The organism is Curtobacterium sp. A7_M15 (genome assembly GCF_030705415.1).
Classification (GTDB): Bacteria; Actinomycetota; Actinomycetes; order Actinomycetales; family Microbacteriaceae; genus Curtobacterium.
Genome location: NZ_JAUZED010000012.1, coordinates 37195 through 53499 on the forward strand (window position 1 = coordinate 37195; position 16305 = coordinate 53499).

Annotated in this window: 12 protein-coding genes and 1 tRNA gene; 3 read left to right on the forward strand and 10 right to left on the reverse strand. The window is 72.6% G+C overall.

The genetic code is table 11. From position 1 onward, the window contains the following. Positions 1 to 269: 269 nt before the first annotated feature. Entirely contained in the window at positions 270 to 1514 is a 1245-nt protein-coding gene (locus Q7F20_RS04205; RefSeq protein WP_305738858.1) for an aminoglycoside phosphotransferase family protein, read from the reverse strand. A gap of 80 nt (positions 1515 to 1594) precedes the next feature. Between Q7F20_RS04205 and Q7F20_RS04210 the strand changes: the two genes are divergently transcribed. Then, positions 1595 to 2689 (forward strand): aromatic acid exporter family protein, encoded by a 1095-nt coding sequence (locus Q7F20_RS04210; protein WP_305738859.1) that lies wholly within the window; start codon positions 1595 to 1597, stop codon positions 2687 to 2689. Positions 2690 to 2837: 148 nt separating this feature from the next. Here Q7F20_RS04210 and Q7F20_RS04215 read toward each other — a convergent pair whose 3' ends face one another. Further along, positions 2838 to 3146: a hypothetical protein gene (locus Q7F20_RS04215; protein ID WP_305738860.1), complete on the reverse strand. Its 309-nt coding sequence runs from the start codon at positions 3144 to 3146 to the stop codon at positions 2838 to 2840. 207 nt (positions 3147 to 3353) lie between these two features. Between Q7F20_RS04215 and Q7F20_RS04220 the strand changes: the two genes are divergently transcribed. Together Q7F20_RS04220 and Q7F20_RS04225 are read left to right on the forward strand one after the other, a co-directional pair. Next, positions 3354 to 4031 (forward strand): response regulator transcription factor, encoded by a 678-nt coding sequence (locus tag Q7F20_RS04220; protein ID WP_305738861.1) that lies wholly within the window; start codon positions 3354 to 3356, stop codon positions 4029 to 4031. Further along, positions 4028 to 5512 (forward strand): cell wall metabolism sensor histidine kinase WalK, encoded by a 1485-nt coding sequence (locus tag Q7F20_RS04225; RefSeq protein ID WP_305738862.1) that lies wholly within the window; start codon positions 4028 to 4030, stop codon positions 5510 to 5512. Before Q7F20_RS04220 ends, Q7F20_RS04225 begins: the two co-directional genes overlap by 4 nt. Before the next feature lie 29 nt (positions 5513 to 5541). Here Q7F20_RS04225 and Q7F20_RS04230 read toward each other — a convergent pair whose 3' ends face one another. From Q7F20_RS04230 to Q7F20_RS04265, 8 genes are all read right to left on the reverse strand, one after another. Next, positions 5542 to 9024, reverse strand: a complete 3483-nt coding sequence (locus tag Q7F20_RS04230) for an error-prone DNA polymerase (RefSeq protein WP_305738863.1) — start codon at positions 9022 to 9024, stop codon at positions 5542 to 5544. Between the two features lie 52 nt (positions 9025 to 9076). Further along, positions 9077 to 10705 carry a DNA polymerase Y family protein gene (locus Q7F20_RS04235; RefSeq protein WP_305738864.1) on the reverse strand — a complete coding sequence of 543 codons (1629 nt, stop codon included), beginning with the start codon at positions 10703 to 10705 and terminating at the stop codon, positions 9077 to 9079. 95 nt (positions 10706 to 10800) lie between these two features. Next, entirely contained in the window at positions 10801 to 11625 is an 825-nt protein-coding gene (locus tag Q7F20_RS04240; protein WP_305738865.1) for a hypothetical protein, read from the reverse strand. Positions 11626 to 11747: 122 nt separating this feature from the next. Next, on the reverse strand, positions 11748 to 13277 hold the full coding sequence (locus Q7F20_RS04245) for an anthranilate synthase component I family protein (protein ID WP_305738866.1): 1530 nt from the start codon (positions 13275 to 13277) through the stop codon (positions 11748 to 11750). After that, the gene (locus Q7F20_RS04250) at positions 13256 to 14179 is read right to left on the reverse strand and encodes an aldose 1-epimerase family protein (protein WP_305738867.1); all 924 of its coding nucleotides are present in this window, start codon (positions 14177 to 14179) and stop codon (positions 13256 to 13258) included. Before Q7F20_RS04250 ends, Q7F20_RS04245 begins: the two co-directional genes overlap by 22 nt. A 91-nt stretch (positions 14180 to 14270) precedes the next feature. Further along, a tRNA-Ala gene (locus Q7F20_RS04255) sits at positions 14271 to 14346 on the reverse strand. 117 nt (positions 14347 to 14463) lie between these two features. Beyond that, entirely contained in the window at positions 14464 to 14838 is a 375-nt protein-coding gene (rsfS, locus tag Q7F20_RS04260) for a ribosome silencing factor (protein WP_305738868.1), read from the reverse strand. 107 nt (positions 14839 to 14945) lie between these two features. Continuing rightward, on the reverse strand, positions 14946 to 16305 hold a 1360-nt coding region (locus tag Q7F20_RS04265; protein ID WP_305738869.1), incomplete at its 5' end, for a hypothetical protein.

A 16305-nucleotide genomic window follows, 5' to 3' on the forward strand; every position in this document is an offset into this window, starting at 1 on the left:
CGGGATCCGGCGCCGTCACACGCACGTGGTGCCCCCTCGGAGCGCTCACGGACCCGGTCCCCACGTCGGTCAAGTGACCGACTGCTGCGTCCGGAATCGACGCGGCACGCGGGAACGCGGTGCGTGCTCGTTCAGTTTACTCCTCGACCACCGACGGAGGCGACTCGACGACGCCCGCGCGAGTCGCGCCTCCTGGGATCCACCTCCTGTCGGATCCGGGAGGCGCGGTGCGGACCCGCCTCGCGACCGCCGTCCCGCAGGTGGTCGCGTCAGGCCTGTGGTGCGGACCGCGGCCGCAGCAGGCCGTCGGACGGGACGATCGGCGTCGCCTCGGCGAGCGCCGCCTGCGTCGCTGCCAGCAGCTGCTCCGCGGTGTGGATGCCGTTGGCAGACCCGGTCGTGGCCTGGCCGCCCGCGTGCGCGAGCAGCTGCGCGCCGATCGCCGGGCCGATCCGGTCCGACTGGTCGGGGTTCCGAGCGACCCAGTCGCGGGCGACGGCGTCGGCGAGGCGCTCGGCGGCCGCCCCGCGATCCGCGTCGCCCCGGGAGCGGTGCCACAGCCCGGTGACGACGAGGTGCGCCACCACGGCGCCGATGTCGCGCACCGGGTAGCCCCAGCCCGCCGTGTCGATGTCGAGCAGACCGGAGATGCGCCACGGCTCGTCCTCGTCGACGAAGACCTGCTCGAGGTGCAGGTCGCCGTGGACGACCTGCTTCGTCGCCGTCGCCCAGCCGATCGAGCGTCGTCCGATGGCGTCGTACAGGGAGTCGATCTCCTCGGCGTCCTGCGGCAGCGCGGCGACGAGGGTGCGTCGGTGCCAGTCGGCGTGGTCCATCGCGTCCGCGCGGGCCTGCTGCGTCATCGGGACCGTCGCGATCCGACCGGTGAGCGCCGCGAGCGAGGCCACGAACCGCGGGTCGTCCGCGATCTCGAGGATCCGACTGCCGGCGGGGACACCGCGGATGCGCTCGAGGACCAGTAGACCGTCCCCCCGGCTCGACAGCACCCGCGGCACCGGCAGCCCGGCCGCGACGAACTGCTCGTGCGACTTCTCGATCGGGGCCACCCGGTGCGGGCGCACGACCTTGAGGAAGAGCGTCCCCTCGGCAGCGTCGACCCGCACCACGGCGCGCTTGCCGGGGCGGTAGGCCGCGACCGTGAGGGTCGGGTCGGTGACCGGCATGCCGAGCGTCGTGAGGAGCTCGGCGACGGCGTCGCGGTACGTCACCTGGGGCAGCACCGGCAGCCCGGGGTCGTTCGGGTACGCCCACACCGAGACGGGCTCCCCCGTCGCCGGGTCCGTGACGATCGCGCTGTTCTGGTCGTGCGTCCCACCGGTGTCCACGTAGGTCAGGACCGTGGCGCGCTGGCCGTTGCGGTCCACGGTGTCGACCTCGTAGCCGTACAGGTACCCGTTGCCCGAGGGTTCGACCGAGTGCGCGCGTGCGGCCACCACGGAGGTCCCGGAGCCGGCGAAGGCCTGCGGGATGACGCGCTCATGGTTGGGCCACACGAGACCAGTCAACCGGACAGGGCCGGATTCGTCGCGTTCGTGCACGGCTCGGCGCGCGCACCGTGGCTACCGTGGTCGTCGTGAACCCGGTCGCGCGTCTCCGCAGCTCCAGTCGCACGCCGTTCCTGCAGGTCGTCAAGACCGCGGTCGCGGTGGTCGCCGCCGTGCTGCTGTGCCGGTTGCTCATCCACGGTCCGTTCCCGACCTTCGCCGCGATCGCCGCGCTGCTCGTGGTCCAGCCGAGCATCAACCAGTCGTTCGTGAAGGGACTCGAGCGCAGCGCCGGGGTCGTCCTCGGGGTCGTGCTGGCCACCGGGTTCCACCTGTGGCTCGGCGACTCCGTGTGGGTCGTCCTGCTCGTCATCGTGCTCGCGATCCTCATCGCCTGGGCCCTCCGGCTCACCCCGACCTCGGCGACGCAGGTCGGCATCAGCGGCATGCTCGTGCTCACCGCGGGCGTCGTCACGCCGAACTACTCGGCCGACCGGATCCTCGAGACCGTCCTCGGAGCGATCGTCGCCCTCATCGTGAACGCCCTCGTCGTGCCACCGGTGCTGCTCGGCCCGGCGCACCTCGCGGTCGCGCGGCTCGCCCGGGACACCGCCGCCGCGTTCGAGCGGGTGGCGATCGGACTCACCGAGGGCTGGGACCAGGACCGCTGGCACGAGGCACTCCTGCAGGCCAGGGCGCTCCGGCAGCAGCACGCCCGAGCCGAGGCCTCGCTCACCGCCGCCCGCGAGTCCCTCACGATGAACCCGCGCGGTGGCCGGCACCGGACCGTCCTCGACGAGGACATCGTCGTGGCCGAACACCTCCGTGTGCTCGTCACCCGGGTCACCGGGATGACGCGGGCGATCCAGGACAACACGGCGCCCGACCTCCGTGCGGACCCCGTCGTGGGGAGCATCGCCACCGAGGTCGCCCGGATCGCGGCCGACGTGCGGTCGCTCAGCGCCCGGGTCGCCGCGAAGGAGGTCCCCGAGTCGACGACCGTGTCCCCCGGGCTCCGGTGGGCGGTCCCGACGTCGCCGCACCCCGACGAGCACGTCGCGGAGCCGGCACTCACGGCGCCGCTCGAGGTGATCCGGCCGAACTCCCGGCACTGGATCCTGATCGGGGCGCTGCTCGAGGACATCCGGCGCGTGCGCGAGGAGTTGCTCGGCGAAGACGACTGACGCGGCTGGCTCCCCCGCCGTCGTCCGTGCGCGCTCGTCCGTGTCGTCCGTCCGCGCTCGTCAGTGTCGTCCGTCCGCGCTCGTCAGTGAGCAGGAACTGTCGGGTCCGGGCGGCAGACTCGACCATTCCTGCTCACTGGACCTCGTGTCAGCGTGCGGCCGAAGCTGCTTCTGCCGCCGAGTGCACGATGTCGTCCCAGATCGTCGCGTTCGGCACGGCCGAGTCACTCGGCACGACCTCGACGCTCGCGAACCGTCGGATCTCGGCGACGGCGGCGTCGGCCCCCGCAGCTCGGGCGGCGATGCTCGCGATGTCCGGGACCGCTGCCCGGAGCTCGGCGACCACACGGTCGCGGCTGCTGTCCTCCATGTCGCCGAGCACGCCGATGCCCTTCCAGGCGGCGTCGAGCTCGGCACGCAGACGGACGAGGGCCGGGTGTTCCGGCGTGTCGTTCATGGTGCCCCCACTGTGGACCTGGCGTCGGGTACGCCTCGTCCGAGGCGCGAGCATAGCAACGAAGCAAGCAGTCCTCACGTCCCACGAACGGGGGACAGACCGTTCTACCTGTCCGACCGCCGTGACTGTGACGAGATTCAGCCTGTTCGGCCGGGAGATCTCCCGCATGTACAGGTTCGGTGCCACGATGGGGTCGAGGAGGTCGCTATGCGCCTGTTGGTGGTCGAGGACGATGACGAGATGCGCGCGCTCATGGAGCGTGGGCTCGCCGCAGAGGGGTACCGCGTCACCGCGGTCGAGAACGGGGTCGAGGCACTGATCGCTCTCGGCGACCAGGCGTTCGACCTGGCCGTCGTGGACGTCATGATGCCCGGCATGTCCGGCTTCGAACTCGCCCGACGCATCCGCGAGCGCGAAGACCCGGTCCGGATCCTCCTCGTGACCGCTCGTGATGCCGTGGACGACCGGGTGTTCGGCCTCGACGCCGGCGCCGACGACTACCTCACGAAGCCGTTCGCCTTCGCCGAGCTCACCGCCCGCCTCCGCGCCCTCGGCCGCCGCGAGTCCGCCGGCGCCCCGCGCACCATCGAGGTCGGCGACGTCGCGATCGACTCCGAGGCCCGTCGCATCATGATCAAGGGCCAGCGGGTCGCCGTCAGCCCCACCGAGTTCGCGCTCCTCCGACTGCTCGCACGGTCGGTGGGCACCGTGGTCGACCGTCCGAAGATCCTCGAAGAGGTCTGGGACGGCTCGCAGCACGTCGACCCGAACGTCGTCGAGCACTACATCTCGTACCTCCGCAAGAAGCTGACCTCGCACGAGGCGACGGTCGCGATCTCCACCGTGCGCGGTCGCGGCTACCGGCTCGATCTGCTCGGGGCGTGACCGGTCCCGGGCGTGGCCTGAGCCGTCCGCTGCGGAACCTGTCGCTCCGCGCTCGGATCACCATCGGGTCCACGGCGATCGCGGCGGTGGTCATCGTGCTGCTCGTGCTCGTGATGCGGTTCCAGGTCGTCAGCGTCGTCGCGAGCGCCACCCGTACCCTGCTCGACGCGGACGCCGATCCGTACGTGGCCACGCTCGAGGTGGACAGCGATCCCGATCTGTCCCCGCCGGGCAACGCGCAGCTCGTGGCCGTGGTCTCGCCGTCCGGTGACATCGCCCTGTCGACCATGCCGCCACGTGTCGAGCGCGCTCTCGGCAGTCTCACCGAGACGAAGGCCGGGACGTCGCTCATCCGGGTCGCCGGCTCGGAGTACCGCGTCGTCGTCGAGCACCCCGTCAACCAGGCGGGGCGGTGGACGGTCGTCGCGGCCCGCAACTCGCAGGCCGAGGCGATCGTCGTCGACGACCTCACCTCGACGCTGTCGCTCACCGGACTCGCGATCCTGGTCGCGTTCGGCGTCGCGTCGTGGGCGCTCGCGACCGCAGCCCTGCGCCCGGTGAACCGGATGCGGCGCGAGGCCGAGCGTCTCTCCGTCGCCCCCGAGCGTGCTGAGCTGCCGGTCGGACCGGCGCAGGACGAACTCGCCTCGTTGGCGACGACCCTGAACGCCTTCCTCGCCCGCACGCGCCAGGCGACCGAACGCGAACGCCAGATGGTCTCGGACGCGAGCCACGAACTCCGCACGCCCCTCGCGATCCTCACGACCCAGCTCGACCTGGCGTCCCTCGACGGGGACGACGCAGCTGCCCTCGCCGCCCACATCGAGCGGGCGAAGCTCAGCGTGGCGCGGTTGTCCCGCCTGGCGAACGACCTGCTCACACTGTCCCGCATCGAGGAGTCGGAGCGCCGTGAACAGGACGGTGCCGAAGCGCAACCCACCGGCTGGTCGGACCTCGGCGACGAGGTCATGAGCGCCGTCGACCGCGTCCGGCTCATCGCGTCCACGAAGGACATCACCGTCGACTTCGACCTGGAGTCCCCGGTCGCCGTCGGCGGTTCCGGCCCGGGCATCGGCGGTGGCACCGCGGAGCCGCGGTACCGGCTCGACACCGGCGGCATGGCACAGCTCGTCACGAACATCGCCGGCAACGCGGTCGCCGCGCTCCCCCGTGGCGGAGGCATCTTCGTCTCGTGGCGCAGTGCCGGTGGCGAGGGGATCCTGCAGATCACGGACGACGGCCCCGGTGTGCCGGAGTCGTTCATCCCGGTCGCCTTCGACCGGTTCACCCGTCCCGACGAGGCCCGGAAGTCCCGCCCGAACCCCGATCCCGCGACGGGCACGATCCCCCTGCCCGGAGGCTCCGGTCTGGGGCTCGCGATCGTGCGTGCCGTGGCGGAACGGGCTGGCGGGACGGCGTCGCTCCGGAACGTCCGGTCCGGCGGGCTCGAGGTCACGATCCGCATCCCGGAAGTGCAGTAGCGCGTCGGGCCGGTGCGTTGCCGGTCCGGTCACTGGAAGTCCCGCGACCGCGTGCGGACCGACAGGGACAGGTGCTCGATCCGGTCGGCCACGAGGTTCACGACCCCGTCCGGCGACCGCTCGAGGATCCCGCGCACGATCACCGCCGGCGCCTCACGCGCGACCCGTCGGTACCGCCCCCACACCCCGACGCTGCAGATCACGTTCACCAGCCCGGTCTCGTCCTCGACGTTCATGAACGTGATGCCGGACGCCGTCGCCGGACGCTGCCGGTGCGTCACGATCCCCCCGACCTCGACCCGCCGTCCGGTCTCGGCCGTCGCGGTGTCCTGCACGCTGAGCACCCCGCGAGCCACGAGGCCCCCACGGACGTGCCGCACGGGATGATCGTCCGTCGTCATCCCCGTCGACCACATGTCCGCGATGAGGACGTCACCGCTGGTCATCTGCCCGAACAGCGGAGGCTGCACCGTCACCTGGGTGTCGGGCAGCTGGTCGGGACGCTCGGCAGCGGCCTGTGCGGCCGACCACATCCCACCGCGTCGGTCGACCCCGATCGACGCGAAGGCATCGGCGGCGGCGAGCGCCTCGAGCTGCGCCGTGGTCAGGCCGACGCGACGAGCGAGGTCGGACATGTCGGTGAAGGGGCCGTGGGTGTCCCGCTCGGCGACGATCTTCTCGGCGCTCTTCCGGCCGAGCGAGGAGACCTCGGCCAGTCCGAGGCGGACCGCGAAGGCGCCGTCCCGCCGGTGCCGTGCCGTGTCGTCGGGCGTGGCCTTGTCGAACGGCAGCACCGGGGGTTGTTCCTCGGCCAGGCAGTCGTCGTGACCCGTCGCGTGGACGTGCGTCGCGCCTCCTGGACCGCCGTCTGCCGAGCCGACGCCGTCGTCGGCGGCGGCGTTGTCGTCGTCGTGCAGCGGTTCCAACGTGGCGTCCACGCCGGACCGCAGGATGTCCGGACGCAGCACCGTCACCCCGTGCCGCCGTGCGTCGGCCACCAGGGTCTGGGGTGAGTAGAACCCCATCGGCTGCGCACGGAGCAGCGCTGCGAGGAACGCCCCGGGGTAGTGCAGTCGCATCCACGCGCTCGCGTAGACGATGAGCGCGAAGCTGATGGAGTGGCTCTCCGCGAAGCCGAAGTTCGCGAACGCCTGGATCTTGGCGTAGATGGCGTCGGCGTCCTCGCCGTGGATGTCGTTCGCTGCCATCCCCGCGTAGAGCTTCTCGCGGAGCCGGTCGATCTTCTCGTGCCCGCGCTTCGACCCCATCGCACGCCGGAGCAGGTCGGCGTCGTCGCCAGAGCACCCTCCCACCGCGATCGCCATCTGCATGAGTTGTTCCTGGAAGAGCGGGACCCCCAGGGTCCGCTCGAGCACGGGTTCGAGCGACGGGTGGATGTACGTGATCGGCTCTTCGCCGGTGCGACGTCGGATGTACGGGTGGACCGCGCCGCCCTGGATGGGCCCGGGACGCACCAGGGCGACCTCGATCACGAGGTCGTAGAAGCGCCGTGGCAGCAGTCGGGGCAGCGTTCCCATCTGCGCTCGGGACTCCACCTGGAACACCCCGATGGTGTCCGCCCGGCACAGCTGGTCGTAGACGCCCTGCTCCTCCTTCGGGATGGAGTGCATGTCCCAGCGTTCCCCGCAGTGCTCGGCGGCGAGGTCGAACGAGTACTGCAGCGCGGCGAGCATGCCGAGTCCGAGCATGTCGAACTTCACGAGCCCCATGTAGGCGCAGTCGTCCTTGTCCCACTGCAGCACCGTGCGGCCGTCCATGCGGGCGTGCTCGATCGGCACGACCTCGCCCACGGGCCGGTCGGTGAGGACCATGCCGCCGGAGTGGATGCCGAGGTGCCGTGGGAACCCGAGCACCTGCTGTGCCATGTCGACCACGGTGTCGGGGATGTCGTGGTCCTGGCTCTCGGTCACCGAGCCCCAGCGTTCGACCTGCTTCGACCAGGCGTCCTGCTGCCCGGGACTGTGGCCGAGCGCCTTCGCCATGTCCCGCACGGCGCCCTTCGGACGGTAGGTGATGACGTTCGCGACCTGCGCGGCGTTGAACCGGCCGTACTTCTCGTAGACGTACTGGATGACCTCTTCACGACGGTCGGAGTCGAAGTCGACGTCGATGTCGGGTTCCTCGTCGCGCATGGCCGACAGGAAGCGTTCGAACGGCAGCCCGTAGCGGATCGAGTCGACCGCGGTGATCTCGAGCAGGTAGCAGACCGCCGAGTTCGCCGCCGAACCGCGGCCCTGGCAGAGGATGCCGCGCTCACGGGCGTACTGCACCATGTCCCGGACGATGAGGAAGTAGCCGGGGAAGTCCTTGTCCTCGATCACCGAGAGCTCGCGCTCGATGCGCTCGCGCTTCTGCGGGTCGACACCGTCGGCGCTGCCGGGGTAGAACCGGCGGGCGCCGCGCCACGTGAGTTCCCGCAGCCAGGACATCGTGGTGTGCCCGTCGGGGACGTCGATGTCGGGCAACCCGGGCTTGACGGTCTTCAGCCGGAACCCGAGCTCATCGGCGAGTTCCACGCTGTGCTCGATCGCCCCCGGGTAGCGGGCGAACCGCCGGGTCATCTCTGCCCCCGACCGGAGGTGTGCCGTCGGCGCGGCCGGCAGCCACCCGTCGATCTCGTCGAGACTGCGGCGGGCGCGGACCGCGGCGAGCGCCGTCGCGACCGGGAAGCGGTCCGGGGTGGCGTAGTGCACGTTGCCGGTGGCCACCGTGTGCAGCGCGTGCTTCGCGGCGAGGTCGGCCAGAACGTCGTTCCGTGCGGTGTCCATCGGGTCGCCGTGGTCGGTGAGCTCGACGACGACCCCCGCGGTGCCGAACCGGTCGAGCAGGGCGCGCAGGGCGTCCTCGGCCGCGGACTCGCCCCCGCGCTCGAGCGCCTGCCGGACGGCCCCCTTGCGACACCCGGTCAGCACCCGCCAGTGCCCGTCAGACCGTGCTGCGAGGTCGTCGAGGTCGTACCGGGGCCGTCCCTTCTCGGCGCCGGCCGCCAGGTGCGCGCGGGTGACGGCGCCGGCGAGCCGGTGGTACCCGTCCTGCCCGTCCGCCAGCAGGAGCAGGTGCGTCCCCTCGGGGTCGGGCACGCCGTTCTGCGGCTCCGTCAGTCCGAGGGACAGCTCGGTGCCGTACACCGTGGCGACGGTCGGGTAGGCCTCGGCCACCTCGGCCATGCGCGCAGCACCGTAGAAGCCGTCGTGGTCGGTGAGCGCGAGCCCGTGCAGATGCAGTCGAGCGGCCTCTTCGAAGAGCTGTTCCGGTCCGCTCGCGCCGTCGAGGAAGCTGAACGTCGAGTGCGCGTGCAGCTCGGCGTACGGAACGACCGGCACGTTGGTGTCGTCCGACACCGGCGGGGTCGTCGGAGCGTAGGGCTCGCGCTTGCGGGACCACGCTGGGCTGTCGCCACCGTCGCCGTCGTGCGAGCTGCCGGGGTTCCGCTTGTCGGAGAGCGCGCGTTCGAACTGGGACCACGGGATCGGCGGGTTGCTGTACCCCATCAGCACACCTGCCTGTCCGCGCCGACGGCCACGCGGCCGACACCGACGCCGGTCACGTCGCCACCGCCTCGGCCCACCACCGGTGGTCGGCGAGCACGAGGTACCAGGCACGTCCGTCGGCGTCGACGAGCTGCAACCGGTGGAGTCGGCGACCGCCGGCCTCCCACCAGCGCACGACGAGCGGCCACGGTCCGGCCCACGCCGTCACGGCGTCGAACCGGCCGCCACGCTCCCCCTCGGCACGGAACCGTTCCGGGACCCCGGTGAGGGCACCGCGGTCGTCCACGTCGACGGTGCCACCGTCGCCGGTGACGACGTCCACCGGGCGGGGACGGTCGAGCACGGTCGCCGGCGGCGGCCCGGGCAGCTTGCCGGGCCACGGGCGGTCGCGGACGGTCGCCAGGGCACGCTCGCCACCGACGGGAGCGTCACCCCACGGCACGAGCACCACGCGTTCGGCCAGGGTGCGACCGCCGCCGATCCGCGGCGTCACCACGCCCTCGTGCCCGACCAGCCCCTGCACGCGGGCGAGACCGTGGTGCACGCGTTCGTCGGGCCCGGTCCCCCAGAGTCCGCGTTCGTGGTTGGCCATGTCGTCGACCGCGACGGGCTCGAGGACCACCTGGACGACCGGCGCCTCGAGCCCGGTCGGGTCCACTCCGCCGGCGAGCTGCCAACGGACCCGGTCCACCACGTCGGCGGCGTCGAACCACCGCGGGTGCACCCACGTGCGCTCGAGCAGGATGTCCCGCTCGTCGACGATGCCGACCCGGATCGTCGTGGAGACGAGTCCGGCTGCCCGCAGCCGTGCGGCGAAGTCGTCGGCAGAGCGGCGGAACGCGAACGCGATCTGGTCGGCACGGTCGAGCGAGGGTTCGAACGACGCCTCGACCCGGAGTTCCGGCGGGACCGCGCGCGCCGCGATCTCCCGCGGGTCACGACCGCCGGCGAGCCGGTGCAGGAACGCCCCGGCGAGCCCGAACCGGTCGCGCACCTGTTCGTCGGCCAGCGCGGCGAACTCACCCAGGGTCTGGATGCCGAGGCGCCCGAGCAGCATCGCCAGGTCGGCGTCCCCGAGCACCCCGAGCGGCAGCCCGGCCAGGAACTGCGCGGAGCCGTCGACGGGCACGATCCGCACCCGCTCCCCCGGACGTGCGGGGCGGGCCCGTGCAGCGTGTTCGGCGGCGAACGGGGTGTCCGCGACGCCGGCGCGCACCCCGGGGGCACCGTGGTCGGCAGCGATGCCCGCGAGGGTCGCCGCCGCGGCTCGCTCTCCGCCGTAGTAGCGGGCCGGCCCACGGGACCGCAGCGCGAGGGTGCCCGGCCGCAGGACCTCGACACCGGGGACCGCCGCCTCGACCGCGCGGATGACCGGTTCGAACGCCCGGTGGTCGAGCGCGTCGTCGTAGGGCTGCACGACGAGCTCGGGGCAGCGCGCCTGCGCTTCACGCACACGGAGCCCCCGGACCACGCCGTGCTGCCGGGCGCTGGCGGAACTGGCGTACACCTGGCCCTTCACCACCAGGGCGAACGGGTGGTCCGGCGGCGACCCGGCAGCGCGAGCGGCCGCGATCACCGGCCAGTCCGGGCACCACAGCACGATCGTCCGCGTCGGCGGGGGCTCTGGCAGCGCACCACCACGGGCGAGCGCGTCGGCTCGGACGGCCCGCGCATCCGGCACGCCCACTGCACCCACACCGGCGCCGGACCCGCGCCCGGCGAGGGCACCGGTGACGCGGGACCCGCTGGTCCGGGTCCGACCACCACCACGGGGGCTCACGACGCCACCGCCACGGGACGCAGCACGGGTGCCGTCCGGCTCGGGCCGGATGCCGCAGCGTCCGGGACGGCGGCCCGCACCGTGCCGTCCGCCGCGGGCAGCAACAGGTCGGCGTCCACCGGCCGCCCTGCCCCCGCCCGACCGGACGCCGACACCGTGACCCGTCGTTCCGTCAGGAAGCCGTGCCCGTCGCCGATGCCGCTCCACTCGGACCGGGTCACCCGCAGCGAGACGTCGGCCCCCGGCCAGGACCCGAGCGCGACGAGCGCCCCACCACGCTGTCGCAGCCGTGCTGACAGCCGTGAGACGTCGCCGGGCACCACCCGGCCGAGCGGGCGGGTGAGGACGATCTGGGCGACGTCCGCCAGCGCGGCCGTCACGGTGAGCCACTGGTCACCGGGGTCCGGGACGAGCACGAGCCGTTCGAGGTCGATGCCGGCGGCGGCCGCTGCCTCGACCCCGAAGGACGGCACCCCGACCACTGCGCACCAGGCACCGGCGGCCGAGGCGGCCTGCAGCATCGTCATCGCGAGGAGCACCGACTCGTGCACCGAGTAGGAGCCGCCCACGCGGATCGCGCCGCCGGGCAGGAGCGGTGCGAGTGCCTCGGCCGTGGGCAGCCCCTCGGTGTCGACCCGGGTGGACTCCATCTCGGCCACACGCGACCGCAGCGAGGTGATCCGTTCGAGTGCGGCGCGGGCGTCGCCGAGGTGGTCGACCCGCCGCACCGGCCGGGCAGCACCGGACCGCCCGGTCGGCTCTGTCGGAGCCCCGGGCGATCGGAGTGCCGCCGCCGTCTGCATGCCCTCATATTCGAACATGTGTTCGATGATGTCAATCGGGTCCGACATCCTGTGGACAATTGCTTCGAACACGCGTTCGACACGCCGTTTGTCGGTGGTCTCCGGGGCTGTGGAGGAACGATCCGCCCTGACGACCCGCCTCACCAGCGGGCGACGGCCCCCACTCCCGCGAGCACCGAGCGCGTCTTCGTCTCGACCTCGTCCGCTTCGTCGACGGCGACCGACGACCACGTCACCGCGCCGCCGGCACCGAACGACCGCGACCACACCGTGCCCCGGTCGTCGACGACCGTCACCAGTGTGCGGATCACCACCGACAGGTCGACCGCGCCGCTGGCCGAGAAGTACCCGATCGCACCCGAGTACAGCCCGCGAGGCCCGTCCTCGAGCCGATCCGCGATCCGCATCGCACTGATCTTGGGTGCGCCGGTCATCGACCCCGGCGGGAACGCGGCGTGCACCACGGCGGCCCGCGACGTCCCCTCCGGGAGGACCGCGCCGATCGTCGACACCATCTGGTGCACGCTCGCGTAGGTCTCGACGTCGCAGAGCCGATCGACGTGCACCGACCCCGGCACCGCCGTCCGGAGCAGGTCGTTCCGCAGCAGGTCGACGATCATCACGTTCTCCGCACGGTCCTTCGCGCTCGCGGCCAGTCCGGCACGGGCCGCTTCGTCCTCCACAGGGTCGTGGGAGCGTCGTCTGGTCCCCTTGATCGGCTCTGCGGACACCGTCCCGGACGCGTCGATCCGCAGGAACCGCTCAGGCGACCGGCTGGCCACGCGCAGCGGGCCGAGCCGCAGGTAGGCACCGAACGGGACGGGGTCCAGCGCGCGGAGCCGCAGGTACTCGGTCAGGTGGGGGTCCGAGGCGGGGCCGAGCCGTGCCTCCTGGACCGGCGGCACCGCGAAGGAGGTCGTGAGGCACACCTGGAACGCGTTGCCCGCACGGATCTCCGCACGGCACGCGTCCACCGCCGTCTCGTAGGCGGCGCGCGTCACGCGCCCGGTGGCCGGAGCCCGGCCCTGGAGGAACGGGGCCGCGCCGTCGACGTCGACCCGCGCGGCCGGGGTGGTCACCGTCTCCAGCCATGCGCGGTTCCGCGCGCTGGCCTCGGGTTCCGCATCGCTCGCCAGGGCGAGTGCCCAGGCGTCACCGGAGTCGTCGACGACCACCGCCCGGTCCACGAACCGCAGGTCCGCGTCCGCGTGCCCCTCGGCCGTCCGGTCGACGCCGCCGGACTCGCGACCGAGCTCGTAGCCGAGGAACCCGACCCAGCCGAGCGCGAAACCGCAGCCCGCGACCGGCTCCGGCAGCACCGGGGTGCGCGCGAGCAGGTCGGCGAGGACCGCGAACGCGGGCCGATCCGAGCCCTCGACGGTCGCCACGCCCCCGAACCACGTGCGGGACGCCGTGGCCGTCTCGACGAACGCACGCCGCCCCTCGTGCCGGAACCGTGCCGCGAACGGACCGTCCGTCAGCGCGAGGACCGACCACCGGGCACGGGCGTGTGCGGTCGGGGGCGAACCTGCCGGCAACGAGGAGTCGAGCCAGACCACGTCGGCTCCGGACGCTGCGGCGAGGGCACCGAGGTCGGGAGCCGACGACAGCCGCCGGACCTCGATCCGAGCGGACGCGGGTGCTGCCGTCAGACCGCCGCGATCGTCCACGAGGCAGCCGACGAGGAACCGGGCTCGAGCACGACGAGTCCGGCATCGGGACCGGCGTTGAAGGCGTCGGGCGCACACGTCATCGGTTCGACGGCCAGCCCCACGCGGTGGTACTCCGGCACGACGTGGTCAGCGGTGTGGACCTGCGCCCACCCGCACTCCGGGCCGAACGCGACGCGGACGCCACGGCCGTCGGCGGCGGTGAGGACGATCGTCGCGGTGCCGTCCGCATCGCGGTCGAACCCGGTGAAGGCGTGGTCGATGAAGCGGTCGCCGATGCGCGTCGCGGAGCGCAGGTCGAACTCGTCATGTACCGGCGCGAGACCCGTCGGGACGAGCCGGTCCTCGGTGACCTCGAGCACCTCGGCGGCGGGGAGGGTCAGGGTCCAGTCGTCGACCCGCCCCTCGCCGGCGACGAGGTACGGGTGCGGCCCGGTCCCCCACGGTGCTGCGTCGGCGCCGGTGTTCGTCCCGGTGATCGTGGTGTGCAGTCCGTCGCCGTCGACGCGGTACTCCACCAGGACCTCGACGCGGAACGGGTACCCCTCTTGCGCGGGCACCGTCGTGGCGAGCACCGCACGGTCGGGTTCGTGCGCGACGGTCCGGAAGTCGGTCCAGGCGACCAGCCCGTGCAACGCGTGCTGCCGCTTCGGCTCGGTCAACGCGAGCTCGTGCTCGGTCCCGCCGAACGTGTACTTGCCGTCGACGACGCGGTTCGGCCACGGCGCCAGCACTGCGCCGCGGAAGGCCGGGCGCACCTCGTCCACGTCGAACGGCACGACCAGGTCGCGTCCCTCGAACCGGAGCGTCCGCAGCGTCGCCCCCACCGAGGCGATCTCGGCGGTGTAGCCACCGGCGGTGATCGTCAGGGCGGAACCGGACAGGGGTGCGTCGCTGCTCATGCGCTCAGCGTAGTGGGGAGAGACGGATCACCACGGCCGCGGATTCCCGGAACGAGAAAACCCCCGCGGTTCCGGAGAACCGCGGGGGTGATGGTGGATCTGAGGGGACTCGAACCCCTGACCCCCTGCATGCCATGCAGGTGCGCTACCAGCTGCGCCACAGACCCGAAGTGTGGTGTTCCCACCGACTTCTCTGTCCCCCAGTTCCCCGGAGGCACCAGTGAAGCGTACACCATGCGAACACCGGGTGACGAAATCATCGCCGCCACCCGGGCGCGTCGCATCTAGGCGGTGTGGTCCACCGGGAGTTCGAGCGGGATCGTCGGGCAGTCCGACCAGAGACGCTCGAGCGAGTAGTACTGACGGTCTTCTTCGTGGAAGACGTGCACGACGATCTCGCCGAAGTCGATGAGGACCCAGCGCCCTTCGCTCCGGCCTTCGCGGCGGAGCGGCTTGGCCCCGGCGTCGAGGAGGCGCTCTTCGATCTCGTCCGCGATGGCGAGCACGTTGCGCTCGTTCCGGCCGGTCGCGAGCAGGAACACGTCGGTGAGCTGCAGCGGCCCGGTCACGTCGAGGGCGACGAGGTCTTCGGCCTGCTTGGCGTCAGCCGCCTGAGCGGCGATCTGCACGAGTTCCAGTGCACGTGAGGAGGCGGTCACGGATTCCTTCCGGTCGGTCGACCTGGCAGGCTGCCGGATCGCTTGATGGGTCATGATCATAAGCCACCCCACCGACACACGGCCAGGCAGCGTGCGGTGGGGAGGACTCAGAACGTGTGGGTCGTGACGAGCGCCACGATGATGACCGCGGCCGCTGCGATGCCGACGGCACCGACCGTCACGCCGAGGATGAGCGGTGTCCGCGACTCCTTCGGCTTGGCCGCCGCCAGGACGACCTGCCGAGTGGAGGTGTGGCTCGACACCGCACGGCTGGCACGGACCGGGCTGGCGTCCGTCTCGGGCTGCTCGTCGTGCTGCTCGAGCAGACGGTCGACCTCGGCGCCGTCGATCGGCCGGTGGGACCCGGTCGAGGACAGCGAGGACGGCAGGTCGATCGAGCCGGTGAGGATGACCTCACCCGTGGCGTTCAGCGCACCTGTCGGGTCGGCGAGGGCCGAGTTCGGCAGGATGATCGCGTTCGTGTTGGTCACGGCGACGCGGCGGGTGCCGGTCTCCTCGTCGTGGATCTCGGCGTCGTTCGAATCGTGCGCCTGCTGCGACCAGTGACCGACGGGCGGCTCGAAGGCGGTCGTGAGGGGCTTCGGCTCGGCCGGGCGCTGGAACGACGCCGGCACGCGGGGTGCGGCGGCCTCGGTCGCGTCGTCCTGCATGCCCGTCGAGACCGGAGCGGAGCCGACAGGCGCGTGCGGTGCCGAAGGCTGCGCCGCCCCCGCGGTGCTCTGGACCGGGACTTCGTTCGTGTCGTCCTCGTCCAGCGAGAGTGGGAACACCGCCGGCGTCGAGGACTCGACGGGGGTTCGTCGTGCCGCAGCCGGGGCATCCGGCGTCTCCGAGGCAGCGCCGGCGTCGGACGACTCGGCGGTCTCTGGCGGGGCCCACGTCGAACGGTGGCGACGGGGTTCCTCGCCGTGGGCGGCGGCTTCCTCGAGGGGCTCGATCGCGTCGGGCGACCCATCGGCCTCGGTCGCCTGCGCCACGGCTGCCTGGTCGAGCACGACCGTCTCGGCCGAGGGCTCCGCGGCGACGGAGGACTCCTGCGCGAGCGGCTCGGGCTCGGACGTACCAGCACTGACGGGGTGCTGGTCCGTGCCCTCGGAGACGGACGACGCGCCCGTCGAGTCTGCTCGACCCGATCCGTCGTGCAGCGAATCGACGGATCCGAGCACGTCCTCGACGGTGCGGTCGGACGACTGCGGCGTGGGGTTCTGGAGCGGGACGGGCTGGATGGCCTGCCCCTCGGCCGCGCGCATCTGCCGGATCTGCCGACGGGTGAGTCCACCCGAGCCGGGGACGATCTCGGTCGCCGACGCGGGCGGCATCGACGACACGCCGGCACCGGCCGCCGCAGCGGACGACGGCGCAGCCGACTGCGCGGCTGCTCCCGGGGCGGGGGCGACGTGGCTGCCGGGACGGTGGCGGACCTCGGCCTGGGCGGCGGCGGAGGCG